This window comes from Sphingobium sp. VMM (assembly GCF_056790315.1).
This window is the reverse complement of record NZ_JBXGSI010000018.1, coordinates 1-12,097: the sequence shown is the minus strand read 5'-3', so window position 1 is coordinate 12,097 and position 12,097 is coordinate 1. Positions and strand designations below refer to the sequence as shown.

General features: G+C 62.8%; 10 protein-coding genes and 3 pseudogenes. 9 read left to right on the top strand and 4 right to left on the bottom strand.

Features of this window, described 5'->3' with window-relative positions; translation table 11 throughout:
* Nucleotides 1–22: 22 nt before the first annotated feature.
* Nucleotides 23–259, top strand: a pseudogene (locus tag ACUCV3_RS20335) (integrase core domain-containing protein); the annotation flags it as partial.
* Between the two features lie 86 nt (nt 260–345).
* On the opposite strand, the gene ACUCV3_RS20330 reads toward ACUCV3_RS20335, so the two are convergent.
* The 3 genes from ACUCV3_RS20330 to ACUCV3_RS20320 all read right to left on the bottom strand — a co-directional run bounded on the left by ACUCV3_RS20330 (nt 346) and on the right by ACUCV3_RS20320 (nt 3,483).
* Nucleotides 346–1,839: a phosphomannomutase gene (locus ACUCV3_RS20330; protein ID WP_482241040.1), complete on the bottom strand. Its 1,494-nt coding sequence runs from the start codon at nt 1,837–1,839 to the stop codon at nt 346–348.
* 43 nt (nt 1,840–1,882) lie between these two features.
* Entirely contained in the window at nt 1,883–2,968 is a 1,086-nt protein-coding gene (locus tag ACUCV3_RS20325) for a mannose-1-phosphate guanylyltransferase/mannose-6-phosphate isomerase (RefSeq protein ID WP_482241039.1), read from the bottom strand.
* A 248-nt stretch (nt 2,969–3,216) separates the two neighbouring features.
* Nucleotides 3,217–3,483, bottom strand: a complete 267-nt coding sequence (locus tag ACUCV3_RS20320; protein WP_482241038.1) for a hypothetical protein — start codon at nt 3,481–3,483, stop codon at nt 3,217–3,219.
* Nucleotides 3,484–3,710: 227 nt separating this feature from the next.
* On the opposite strand from ACUCV3_RS20320, the gene ACUCV3_RS20315 reads away from it, so the two are divergent.
* Complete coding sequence (locus tag ACUCV3_RS20315; RefSeq protein ID WP_482241037.1) at nt 3,711–4,877, top strand: nucleotide sugar dehydrogenase; 1,167 nt, start codon at nt 3,711–3,713, stop codon at nt 4,875–4,877.
* A gap of 34 nt (nt 4,878–4,911) precedes the next feature.
* Here the strand turns inward: ACUCV3_RS20315 and ACUCV3_RS20310 are convergent, their stop codons facing one another.
* The gene (locus ACUCV3_RS20310) at nt 4,912–5,775 is read right to left on the bottom strand and encodes a phosphotransferase enzyme family protein (protein ID WP_482241036.1); all 864 of its coding nucleotides are present in this window, start codon (nt 5,773–5,775) and stop codon (nt 4,912–4,914) included.
* Nucleotides 5,776–5,895: 120 nt separating this feature from the next.
* Here ACUCV3_RS20310 and ACUCV3_RS20305 point away from each other — a divergent pair, with 120 nt between their 5' ends.
* The 7 genes and pseudogenes from ACUCV3_RS20305 (at nt 5,896) to ACUCV3_RS20275 (ending at nt 12,030) form a co-directional block, all read left to right on the top strand.
* Complete coding sequence (locus ACUCV3_RS20305; protein WP_482241035.1) at nt 5,896–6,150, top strand: type II toxin-antitoxin system ParD family antitoxin; 255 nt, start codon at nt 5,896–5,898, stop codon at nt 6,148–6,150.
* 83 nt (nt 6,151–6,233) lie between these two features.
* A pseudogene (locus ACUCV3_RS20300) lies at nt 6,234–6,875 on the top strand (replication initiator protein A).
* Nucleotides 6,876–7,452: 577 nt separating this feature from the next.
* Nucleotides 7,453–7,647 (top strand): annotated as a pseudogene (locus tag ACUCV3_RS20295) (transcriptional regulator domain-containing protein); the annotation flags it as partial.
* Between the two features lie 37 nt (nt 7,648–7,684).
* Nucleotides 7,685–8,200: a DNA -binding domain-containing protein gene (locus tag ACUCV3_RS20290; protein WP_482241034.1), complete on the top strand. Its 516-nt coding sequence runs from the start codon at nt 7,685–7,687 to the stop codon at nt 8,198–8,200.
* 522 nt (nt 8,201–8,722) lie between these two features.
* Nucleotides 8,723–9,700 (top strand): ArdC family protein, encoded by a 978-nt coding sequence (locus tag ACUCV3_RS20285; RefSeq protein ID WP_482241033.1) that lies wholly within the window; start codon nt 8,723–8,725, stop codon nt 9,698–9,700.
* The gene (locus ACUCV3_RS20280) at nt 9,697–10,125 is read left to right on the top strand and encodes a DUF2958 domain-containing protein (RefSeq protein WP_482241032.1); all 429 of its coding nucleotides are present in this window, start codon (nt 9,697–9,699) and stop codon (nt 10,123–10,125) included. Before ACUCV3_RS20285 ends, ACUCV3_RS20280 begins: the two co-directional genes overlap by 4 nt.
* 108 nt (nt 10,126–10,233) lie before the next feature.
* Nucleotides 10,234–12,030, top strand: a complete 1,797-nt coding sequence (locus tag ACUCV3_RS20275; protein WP_482241031.1) for a ParB/RepB/Spo0J family partition protein — start codon at nt 10,234–10,236, stop codon at nt 12,028–12,030.
* Nucleotides 12,031–12,097 lie beyond the last annotated feature (67 nt).

Here is a 12,097-nt window from a genome sequence, read left to right as displayed (position 1 = left end):
ACAGGCTGATGATGGGTGCTCGAACGGTTCGCTGCGCGATGAGCTGCTCGATGAGGAGCTGTTCGACAGCCTAACCGATACCCGCCAGAAGCTGGCGATCTGGCGCTACGACTACAACAATGTCCGGCCCCGCTCATCTTTGGGAAACCGGACGCCTGCACAAGCGCGTCGAGCCTTCCTGCAGGATGAGACCATCATGCCCGGCGCGCTTGTGCAGGCGTCCGGGCCATCATATTCAACCCCAAAACGCTCGTCATGATCGAGGGACTGCCGGGGGGCAGGTCACGACCCGCACCCAGATCTCATCATTCCCTGTTTCATTATCAGTGAGGCCCGGACACGCCATCAGGCCGGCACGCTATAATCCCGCACCAGCGCCAGCGCCTGCGCATTCAGCGCTGCCGCCCGCTCCACGCTGTCGCTTTCGGTGTAGCAGCGCAGTTCCGGGGCATTGCCGCTCGGCCGCAGATGGATGATGTCGCCGTTTGCGAAGTGGATACGCAGTCCGTCGGTCCGGTCGATCCCGTTCGCCTCGCCCACCAGTTCCCAGAACATCGCGGTCAGTCGGACCAGTATCGCAGCCTCATCGCCCTGCTCCAGATGAGCGATCAGCGCTTGGCTCTGTGCGGTTGGGTAACTCTGCAACCGCTCACTGAACGTATAGCGTCTGGGCAATTGCGCCTGAAGCGCCGACAGCTTCACGCCGCGCCGCTTTGCATCGACCAGCACCGACAGGATTGGCAGCACCGCGTCCCGTGTCGGCAGCGCACCTAGAGTCCGCTCGTCCAACATCACCGGCGTCGCCAGCAGGAAACCGCCATTGGCCTCATAGCCGCACACGCTCGCCTGACCATCGGCCACCAGCCCATTCATCGCCTCGATGACGAAGGGCGACCCGATCCGCGTCCGCTCCACGGCGGCAAACAGCCCCGACAGTTCGACCGCACTGTTGCAACTGACTGGCGTCGCGATCGCCGATATGCCCAACGCCCGCGCGCTCAATATGCCCAGCACGTCGCCACGCATCCAGACGCCATGCTCGTCGGCCAGCAGCGGTCGGTCGCTATCCCCATCGGTCGACAGGATCGCGTCCAGCCCATATTCCGCCGCCCATTGCCGCGCCAGCACCTGATCCTCAGGCCGCACCGCCTCGGTATCCACCGGGATGAAGCGATCGGACCGGCCCAGCGACACGGCCGTGCCGTCCAGCGCCTCGACCAGCGCGACCAATAGGTCGCGCCCGACCGCCGAATGTTCATAGACGCCCAGTTTCATGCCCGCAAGCGCCTGCGCGCCAAAGGCATCGACATAACGCGCGATATAGGGCGTGGCGGCATCCACCACCGGCGGTGCGGGGGCTGCGTCCTTCAACATCCCTGCATCGTCGAACAGGTCGGGCAACGCCACGCTCTGCGCCCTTATAGCCATCTCGTCGGGCTTCAGCACCTCACCGTCGGTGCGGTTGAACTTGATGCCGTTTCGATCGTCGGGGATATGGCTGCCCGTCACCATCAGCGACGGGATGCCGCGCGCGAACCCATAGGCCGCCACCGCTGGCGACGGCACGAACCCGCAATCATCGACCGTCCCGCCCATATGACGTACCGCCGCCGCGCAGGCCGCCATGATACGCGGACTGGACGGCCGCAGGTCGCCTGCGATGGCGACAGCGGTGCCGGGCGGAAACTGCCCGACATTGGCCAGATGTTGCAGGAACGCAGCAGTATAGGCGAAACAGACCCGGTCCGTCATCGCGCTCACCAGCCCGCGCGCGCCACTGGTCCCGAACGCGACGCCGGATTGCGCCATCAGGTCGGCGATGGAAACGGATTGCGTCATATATCTCTCCATGCCCGCAGACATGCGTGGCCGTGCCGGAAAATCAGTTGCTCGCGGTCGCCGCCGCAATGGCCTTGATCGCTTCGGTCACCTTGCGCACCTTCTGGGATTCACCGCGCTTCAGGATCATGATCTCGCCCTGCGACACAACGACGATCAGGTCGTCGACATCGACCAACGTCACCCGCGGTCCGTCGCTATGGACCAGGCAATTGCGCGCGCCCAGGAGCAGCGCGTCGCCGCGTACGGCATTCTCATCGGTGCAACGGGTGCTGACCGCATGGAGGGAATCCCAGCTGCCGACATCGGACCAGCCCATGCTGACCGGCACGCAGGCGACCTGCGTTTCCCGCTCCATGATCGCATAATCCACGGAGTCCGATGGACAGGCATGAAAGGCCATGGCGTCGGGGAAAATATGGGCGCCGTCCCGCTTTGCGTCAGCCATAGCCGATTGCACCACAGCCATCATGTCGGACTGATGCTTTTCCATCGCGTTCAGATAGGCATCGGCACGGAACAGGAATATGCCTGCATTCCAGGCGTGACTGCCTTCCGCCAGCATCCGCTCCGCATTGGCCACATCGGGCTTTTCGACGAAGCGCAGGACCTCATGCACGCGATCGCCGCACAGCTTGCCCGTCTGGATATAACCATAGCCGGTTTCCGGCCCATCGGGCGTGATGCCGAACGTTACCAGCCACCCTTTCGCCACCAGCGGCAACGCGCGGGCAATGGCTTCGTGGAAAGCTGGCAGATCGGCGATGACATGGTCGCTCGGCATCACCAGCAACGCGTCGTCGGCCTGCGCTACCAGCGCAGCCAGTGCGATGGCGGGCGCTGTATTGCGGCCGATTGGTTCCAGGATGACCTGATAATCGCTGATGCCGCTCTGGCGCAGCTGTTCGTCGATGATGTCGGCATGGACAGCGTTCGATACCAGGATCGGACTGCCTACCGATGCGCCTTCAAAGCCCTGGGTTCGCACAGCGGTCAGCTGCAACATGGTTTCGTCAGCCGTAAGGGGCAACAGCTGCTTGGGGCGTTCGGGTCTGGATACGGGCCAAAGTCGGGTGCCGGAACCACCCGACAGGATAACGGGAACGATATTCATGGGATCGCTAATCATGTCTCGCCTGAATTTAGTAAATAAATTGGTTTTTGCGGTGCGACCCCGCAATCGCTTCGCGCTTCATGGGCGTAAAGCGAGAGCTTGCCAAGTCCTTAAAGAGGCATTTATATTTCTCTATCGGAACGAAGAAGTTTCGTCCAAATAAACCGGTTTTCCAATGATAGCCCCGCATATCCCATGGTCGCCTGTTTTATCATGGGATATGCGAGGCTATCCAAGGGGCCACCGGACGGACCATCCCTTCATTAAAACCGCAACCGCACTCCACCCATCACGCTTTCGCGATGATCGTCGCTCCCGGTTTGCGCATCGACAATCTCATCCAACCTGCGCACGCCATAGTCAAAGCACCATGTGAGGAAATCCCGGGCCGCCTTCGCATAGGCACGCCGCATATGGGGTTTGCGGATGTTGGCGGAGAAAAATTCCAGAAAGTGCATGTGCACACGCGGCGGCGCCTGCGCGATGATCGGTGGTAGGGTGAGCGAGGGCGATATGGTCGACAGACGCATGAAAAACGGACAGAATGTAATTACATGTGATAATGTCCTCTATCACATATATAAATAATGGAAGAATAAATTGTGCTCGAGTATCTTTCGTTGCATGGTTGTAAGTCATGCCTATCCGTTGCAGGGCAAGTGAATATAGATTGAGAAGGTGCAATAGTGCTTAAATCAGGCTAATTGCCTTTTTTCGATCTCCCTCGAATATCGCATGACGGGAGGAGTGACGAAGAATGAAGATTGCAGTTTTTGGGCTGGGCTATGTCGGACTTTCCAACGCCGTCCTGCTGGCGCAACATCATGAAGTGGTAGCAGTCGATATCACGGCAACACGCGTGGAGATGCTCAATGCGCGCAAATCGCCAATCGTCGACGCCGAGCTGGAAGACTTCCTCTCCACCGGTCCGCTTAACCTTACCGCCACGCTTGACCCACAGCAGGCCCTTGCTGGCGCGGATTATGTGATCATCGCTACGCCGACCAACTATGATGTCGGCACCAACAAGTTTGACACCTCTTCTGTTGAGGCAGTAATCGAAACAGCCAGGGCGACCAATCCCGCCGCAACCATCGTCGTCAAATCGACGGTCCCAGTCGGCTTCGTGGAGGATGTGCGGCATCGGCTTGGTACCGATCAGGTTATTTTTTCTCCCGAATTCCTGCGAGAAGGCAAAGCGCTTCAGGACAATCTCCACCCGTCGCGCATTATTGTCGGTGAAAGGTCGGAACGCGCTCGCATCTTCGCGGAACTGCTACTGGAAGGCGCGGCCAAGAAGGACGTCGAGATCCTCTTCACCGACCCCAGCGAGGCGGAGGCGATCAAACTGTTCGCCAACACCTATCTTGCCATGCGGGTCGCCTTCTTCAACGAACTGGACAGCTATGCCATCGCGCATGGCATGGATTCCCGCCAGATCATCACGGGTGTCGGTCTCGACCCGCGCATCGGGTCACATTATAACAATCCCAGCTTCGGCTATGGCGGCTATTGCCTGCCTAAGGATACCAAGCAGCTACTAGCCAACTATTCCGAAGTGCCGCAAAATCTTATCCGCGCCATCGTCGATGCCAATCATACCCGCAAGGATTTCCTGGCCGAACAGATTATTGCAAAAGCTCCCAAGAAAGTCGGAATCTTTCGCCTGGTGATGAAGGCTAATTCCGATAATTTCCGCCAGTCTTCCATTCAGGGAATCATGAAGCGGATCAAGGCCAAGGGTATCGAGGTCGTAATCTACGAACCCGCTATGCAAGAGGATGCGTTCTTCGGTTCTACCGTGGTTCGCGATCTGGCGGCGTTCAAGCAGGAATGTGACATCATCATCGCCAATCGGATGACGGCGGATATTGACGATGTCCGGGAAAAGGTCTTCACACGCGATCTGTTCGGATCGGATTGATTTGAAACACATCATGGCGCGTCGCCTGCATGGTTCAGGCGACGCGGCCGATCCCCCACTTGCGCAGTGCTCCATCTAGATAGCGCTTGAATGCCGGAGCCCGCCCGGTGGCATCTCGCGCGCGCAGCCAAGCCAGTGCGACAACGGGCCGCCACTTATCGATGTCATTAGCAGTCACACCCGATGCTGACATATAGCTTTTCCGCAGTCGCTGCGCCGCCCAGTCGCGCCACAGGTTCGTCACCCAGTCGCTCGGTCCAATGCCAAAACGCATGAGCATTTCGGATCGCACGACATCGGCCGCCGGATGCCCGGCCGCAGCCTTCGACCAGTCGATCACCATCATGCCCTGCGGCGTCATCATGACATTGCCCAGATGAAAATCACCATGGGTCAGGGCGTCGCTATCAGGCAGCGTCTCCAGATAGGCGATCGCTGCGCGTTGCAGCGCATCGGGCGCGGGACCATAGGCAATATCGGTCGCCAGAACCTGTTTCAGCGACCGCAAATTTTCTCCATCTGCCACATGCATGGCTGCATGAATTTTTCCCATCTGGTTCAATGCCCATCCCGCCCGCATCGGATTGCGACGGATCCAGTTCATCAACGTCATGCCTTCAAGCCGGGGATAGACGATACCTCGCCGCCCGTTCCAGCTCTGCCGCCCGATCGCAGCTGCCGTCGGCACGCCGCACGCCCCGGCATGGACGGACGCGTCAACCTCGCGCGCGATCATCTCGTCCGACACGCTGTCTCGGAACAGCTTGAGCGCCTGCCCCTCACCCAAGTCGAACAGTTCCGCGCTCGCGCCTTTTGCGATGAAGGGTAACGTTTCGGAGGGCGATGGCTGCTTATCAATGGGGCGATCCATGGTTCCATCTTTGGCGGCAAATCGCATGATATACCACTGGCCAGTAGCTTTTCCGCAAATGATACTGGATGGTATCCTAAAGATACCATTACCCTATGTTATCTATTGGTATAGTTTCCGACCATCATCCGCCGTCCAGAGATGATCATGGCGCGCAATACCTCGATCGTTATCGGCTATCATTTCAGCCAGTTCGTCGGCGAACAGGTGAGATCGGGCCGTTATGGCTCGACCAGCGACGTCGTGCGCTCCGGACTACGCCTGTTGGAAGAGTGTGAAGAACGCGTCCGTGCGATGGGCGATACTACGGTAGCGGACACCCCCCTGCTCTTCGATGCGGCTGTGCAACAGGGCGGTGCACAACCGGCAGCGTCTGACATTTCTCCCTCATCTGGGGTATGAACGGCGGTATGACATGGCGACTGACGTGTCGACAGGGTCGTCCTCTATATTGACAGCCTCATGGCGGCGAAGATGGAGGGGGTATGAGCATTTCGCAGGACTTTACCTTCACCGCGCACGACCTGTTCAGCGTCGCGGGCGCCAATCACAGTGGCCGTTCCTACTCCCGCCTGGCCGACGCGCTGGAGCGGCTCCAGGGGACGCAGATCCGCACCAATATCGAGGCTGGCGGCGAAGGCGAGGAAGGATTCTTGTCCTAGTTGTCGCAAGCACGGCTGCAATTCGCGCGCTCCGGCAGCGGCGAGAAACGGCTGAGGGCGGTCAAGGTGCGTCTGTGCGACTGGCTGTTCCGCGCCATCCTGAGTGACAGACAAGGCCTTGATTATGCCTCAACTTATTTCCAGCTTGGACCGATAGAGCTGCTCATCTTCGAAGTTGCCCACTCCTCCTCCGCCGATGGCGAGCCGCTCGACATCGACCTGTCCTTACTGAAGCTCCAGAACGGTTTCCAGAACCCGCTGTCCAATTTCCGCATTGCGATGCGCCAGATCGCCGCGGCCAACGCCATACCCGATTACGATATTCAAACGATCGATGATTCGTCAGTGACAAGCCTGTCCAAAACGGAGGATGCCCCGCGCAAGGCCGGGCGTCGGCCGACTCCGGCGCGAGTGACCATCACCCGTCGCGCTGCATCGGCACTGGAAGCGGCGCCCGTCGGCTGATCTGCCGCCCGTTCCCAGCCCGGCTCCTGCCTCCCCCCTGCCCGACCACTGATCGAGTGTCGCGACCACTCGGTCGCGTCATCTCAATAGGCCGCTGATTCGTCCGCACTCCGCTATTCCTACTCGAAAGCACGAACCGTCAGGCCTTCCGATGTAGGATTTTTGCTGCGACTATGCTGGTCCCGACGGTGTCATGCTGTGGGCTTGGGACTGCTCCGCGGCTCGAGCCTTGGATTTCCATCATCTCCGTCCCCCATACACGCCGCACCGTCGCGCAGGCGATGTCCTCTCATTGCTCATCCGGTTTGCCCGATGGAAATCCCCGCCACGATCTTCGGGGGGTGACCGCCGCGCGTGAAGGCCGCGATGACCAAAGGATGCGCTGTCGTTGCCCGGCCCGGGCACCGCCATCGCCTGGGGCATCGAGATCGGCTGCCCTCGCGGAAAGGGGGCATATGCACAGGTCTGGTGAGCACCGCTTCGGCTCGTCGAATGTGCGATTCCCTTTCTCATCGCCTCGGCGCCCGCGCCGGGCCCATCCCGTCATGCTGGCGCCTCCGCCGCCCGCCGCCTGGCGATGATAGCCGGGCCGCTGGCTCGCCGTATCGAGGCAATGGTGCGTCGCGGCCGCGCCGGCCTGGCCTGGGAGGTCACGCGGCGCGACCCCGCCTATCGCGCCGACTGGGAGCGCGCGGTCGCCGCTGACAATCTCTCATCCGGGCGAGACGACCGCCCGTTGGTCTCGCGCAAGGCTGCCCTGGCGCGCCAATGGGGGTTGCACTTTTGCCGAAGATCCAGGGGAGGATTCTATGCAGGTGGTGCCGGTCTGGTCTGCCGTCCTCGATCCGTGCGTCCTGCGCGCCCGGATCGCATCCGGGGAGGCGAATGCGTCCTGTCGCTTCGATGCGCCGGCCCGCCGGGCGCGCAGCATCCCGGGGACAAACGGCGAGCATATCGCCTTCGACTGCCTGGGGGAGGTGGCGCGGATCGATCTTGTCGGGGAGAGGTTGCCCGCCGAACCAGTGCTGCTGAGCTTCGAAATCATCGCCGACGAGCGGCTTGGCTCGCAGTTGGCCGCGCTCCAGCGAATCTATTTCCATACCGGGGCGGGCGGGCAGGCGAATCGGCTGCGGCGCCAGCATCTGTCGCTTCTCGCCGCAGATGCACGCGCCGCAGGGGCAAACCTGCGGGACGTCGCCGAGCTTGTCCTGGGGCCAGGCAGCTGGCCCGGGGATGGCGAGCACCGCAAGTCGCTGGTCCGCCGCCTCGTGGCGACAGGCACCCTGCTATGCCAGAAGGGACCTGCCGCAATCCTGCAATCCTGACCCGACGGGAATGGTCGAAGGGTGTTGTCCATCTTCCGCTTCGATTGACGGGGGGTACATGTCTGCATCTGGTTCTGCGCTGGCGCATTGCCTTTCTGTCCTAAATCTCCTGCCCGGAGGGATGACGGGGCAGCGGAGGCTTCCGTGGAAGGTTCGAGGGGCGCATCGCGTAGGGGCCACGACCGCGCTCTAGGGCTCGCTGCCCTCGCCCCCGAGCCCCTTGCGGGTCTCGGCCTTCGGTGACGATCGCTTGCGCAGGATGATGGTCGCCGCCCGGTTCGCGCGGCGGCGTTTCCTGTTTGCCTCTCCCGGCGTGGCGGGTGTGGCCGGCGCTCCCGGCTAGGCCCGTCGCGGCCAAGGACAACCCCGCCCGCTGCGCTCCTGCGGGGTGCTCCACATCCGTTCCGCCCTTGCGGTGTCCTTGCCCGCTGGAGCCGGGCCTCTTGGTCGCATGTCGCCGCCCACCCCCGCCTTTGCGGGGAGGCTTTGTGCCTTTTTTTAGGGTGGTGGAAAGGACAGGCCATGCCGAAATCGTCAAGCCGCAGTGCTGCCCGTGAGGTCGGAAAGGACAGGGACGGCGAACGTGCGAGCCTCTATGACGAGGTGACCACGCGCATCGTCTCGGAACTGGAGGCGGGGCGCTTCCCGTGGGTCCAGCCATGGGGAAAGGTCGAAGGGCTGGGCGTCAACGCCGCGCCCGGCCTTCCGCGCAACGCGGTGACGGCCCGGCCTTACTCTGGCGTCAACATCCTGATCCTGTGGTGCGCCGTCATCGAAAACAGCTGGCCTTCGCAAGGCTGGCTGACCTTTCGGCAGGCTCGCGAGGCGGGAGGATGCGTCCGTAAGGGCGAGCACGGCGTAAGCGTGGTCTATGCCGATCGCTTCACCCCCAGGGGCGAGGCCGAGCGGGCGGCGCGCGATGGTGACGAGGCCCGCGCCGTTCCCTTCCTCAAACGCTTTACCCTCTTCAACGTCGCCCAATGTGATGGGCTGCCCTTAGACCTTGGCGGCGATCCGGTGCCATTGGACGAGAGCGAGATCGAGCCGGTCGCCCGGCAAGTGATCGCTGCCTCGGGCGTCGAGTTTCGCGTGGGCGGGGACAAGGCCTTTTATGCGCCCGGTGCCGACTTCGTCGCCGTCCCGCCGCAGGCCGCCTTCTTCGATCCGGTGAACTGGCACAGGACGGCTTTTCACGAATTATGTCACGCGACCGGCCATGCGAAGCGGCTGAACCGGGATATGACCAATCCCTTCGGCAGCAAGGACTATGCCCGCGAGGAACTTATCGCGGAAATGGGCTCGGCCTTCCTGTGCGCCGCGCTCGGCATCGTCCCGACCGTTCGTCACGCCGATTATCTCGGCGCGTGGCTCGATGTCCTGCGCGAGGACAACCGCGCCATCTTTCGCGCCGCCAGCGCTGCCTCCAAGGCCGCCGACTGGTTGCTGTCCCGCCATCGCGAGGTCGAGAGCGCCCGCGCCGAGGAAAGGATCGCAGCATGATCCTGCTTCCCGATGACCTGCGCAAGGCACTGCGCGCGAACGCCATTCGCCACGGCATCGCCCTGCGCGGCGGCCTTGCCGAACCGGACTTCGTGCCCCTTCTCAAGCTGTTCAACCCGCTGGGCGCGGCGACATGGCTGGCGAGCGAACTCGCCGAGGATGGCGATACGCTGTTCGGCGTTGCCGATCTTGGCTTCGGTTGCCCGGAACTCGGCACGTTCAGCCTCTTGGAAATCGCTGCCATCCCGCTGCCTTATGGCATGGCCATCGAGCGCGATCTCGCTTTCGAGACGGCTCATCCGCTTTCCGTCTGGGCCACATGGTCGCGCCGGTCCGGCTCGAGCCTCTGGGCGCAGGCGATGCTCCGCCGCCATGGCCCGGCTTCGGGCGAGACGGCTGCGGACCCTGATCTTCCACCGTCCTGACGGCGGATGACGCAAGGCGGCGCGTCATGCCGCCACCCTCAGTGCCGGTCACGTCCTGAGCATCGCAAACAGCGCGACCGGCACCTTTTGACGAAAGGCAAATGACCCATGAAACTCGACCATATCCCGCTCGACAGGCTCTATGTCGACAAGACCAACATGCGCTTTGGCCGCAAGGCGCCGGACGTCGCCGACATCCTCCCGACCATCCGCGCGCGCGGCGTCATACAGTCGCTTCTCGTCCGTCCCCCCGATACCGAAGGCCGCTTCGGCATCATCGCTGGAAGCCGCCGCTTCCACGCAAGCCGCATCGTCGCCGACGAACGGCGGGACGCGGGCGATATCGATCCCGACGCGCTGCTCCTGCCTTGCGCGATCATGGAGGATGGCGACGATGCCGCCGCCATCGAAGCCTCGATGATCGAGAACATGGCCCGGCTTGACGCCGACGAAGTGCGCCAGTGGGAGAGCTTCACCCGGCTGGTGCGGGAAGGGCGAGGGGTCGAGGAGATCGCCATGACCTTCGGCCTGCCCGAACTCTCCATCCGGCGCGTCCTTGCGCTCGGCAACCTGCTGCCGCGCATCCGCGAACTCTATCGCGCCGAACGGATCGACCGTGTCACCGTCCGGCACCTGACACTGGCGAGCAAGAGCCAGCAAAAGGCCTGGCTGGCCCTGTTCGACGACCCCGACGCCTATGTCCCCACCGGCCATCAGTTGAAGGCATGGCTCTTTGGAGGGCAGTCGATCCCGGCCCGCTTCGCCCTCTTCGACATCGAGGGCTATAGCGGCGCGACCGTCGCCGACCTGTTCGGCGAGGATCGCTATTTCGCCGATCCTGACGCCTTCTGGACGGCGCAGAACGCAGCGATCGACGCATCGCGCGCGGCCTATTTCGCACAGGGCTGGGCCGATGTCGTCATGGTCCCGCCTGCCGAGCATTTCCATGCGTGGGAATATGAAAAGGCCCCAAAGCGCAAGGGCGGGCGCGTCTATGTCGATGTGCGCGGAACCGGCGAGGTCCTGTTTCACGAAGGCTATGTCACGCGCGCCGAGGCGCGCCGGATCGAGCGCGGCGAAGCCGCCGCGCCGCCCAAGGCCCAGCGGCCCGAGCTAACGTCCACGCTCCAGACCTATGTCGACCTGCACCGCCATGCAGCCGTGCGCGCCGCACTGGTCGGCCATCCCGCGCTTGCCCTCCGGCTCATGGTGGCGCACGCCATCGTCGGCTCGCCTCTATGGACCGTACGTCCCGAACCGCAGGTGACGCGCAGCGACGAGGTTCGCGAGAGCATCAAGACATGCCGGGGCGAGGCGGTTTTCGACACGGAACGGCGCATTGTCCTGGATTGCCTCGGCTTCGGCAGCGAGGAACCCAACGTGACGGGCGGGAACGGCGATGACTATGGCGTGGCCGGGCTGTTCCTGCGTCTTGTCGCGCTGCCTGACGAGGCAGTGATGCGCGTCCTTGCCGTCGTCATGGGCGAGACCTTGATGGCGGGCTCGGCAGCGGTGGAGGCAGTCGGCGAGGAGGTCGGCGTCGCCATGGCCGACTGGTGGCAGGCCGACGCAGTACTCTTTTCCTTGCTGCGCGACCGCGAGGTGCTGGGCCGGATGACGGCGGAAGTCGCGGGGGAAACGGTCGCCAGCGCCAATGCGGGCGAGAAGGCAAAGACCTTGAAGCGGATCATCGCCGATCATCTCGACGGCGCGGAAGGCCGGGACAAGGTCGACCGCTGGGTGCCGCGCTGGATGCAGTTCCCACCGTCTGCCTACACGCAAAGAGGTGGCGTTGGCACGGTTGACGCCCATGCCAAGGTCATCGCCGCGCGCCAAATGAGCGCCGGGGATTGCCCGGCGGAAGCAGAGGAAGAGAGGGAGACGCCGTTACCCCGGGCGGCATGAACGAAGGCGGGCGGGCGCGATCGCGCCCCCCCGCCACATTCGGGGAAATCGCGCCCCGCGGGCGCCC

Bases quoted from the DNA above. Each gene is read 5' to 3' on its own strand.
- ACUCV3_RS20330 (WP_482241040.1), bottom strand. From the start codon at position 1,839: ATGACGCAATCCGTTTCCATCGCCGACCTGATGGCGCAATCCGGCGTC.
- ACUCV3_RS20325 (WP_482241039.1), bottom strand. From the start codon at position 2,968: ATGATTAGCGATCCCATGAATATCGTTCCCGTTATCCTGTCGGGTGGT.
- ACUCV3_RS20320 (WP_482241038.1), bottom strand. From the start codon at position 3,483: ATGCGTCTGTCGACCATATCGCCCTCGCTCACCCTACCACCGATCATC.
- ACUCV3_RS20315 (WP_482241037.1), top strand. From the start codon at position 3,711: ATGAAGATTGCAGTTTTTGGGCTGGGCTATGTCGGACTTTCCAACGCC.
- ACUCV3_RS20310 (WP_482241036.1), bottom strand. From the start codon at position 5,775: ATGCGATTTGCCGCCAAAGATGGAACCATGGATCGCCCCATTGATAAG.
- ACUCV3_RS20305 (WP_482241035.1), top strand. From the start codon at position 5,896: ATGGCGCGCAATACCTCGATCGTTATCGGCTATCATTTCAGCCAGTTC.
- ACUCV3_RS20290 (WP_482241034.1), top strand. From the start codon at position 7,685: ATGCAGGTGGTGCCGGTCTGGTCTGCCGTCCTCGATCCGTGCGTCCTG.
- ACUCV3_RS20285 (WP_482241033.1), top strand. From the start codon at position 8,723: ATGCCGAAATCGTCAAGCCGCAGTGCTGCCCGTGAGGTCGGAAAGGAC.
- ACUCV3_RS20280 (WP_482241032.1), top strand. From the start codon at position 9,697: ATGATCCTGCTTCCCGATGACCTGCGCAAGGCACTGCGCGCGAACGCC.
- ACUCV3_RS20275 (WP_482241031.1), top strand. From the start codon at position 10,234: ATGAAACTCGACCATATCCCGCTCGACAGGCTCTATGTCGACAAGACC.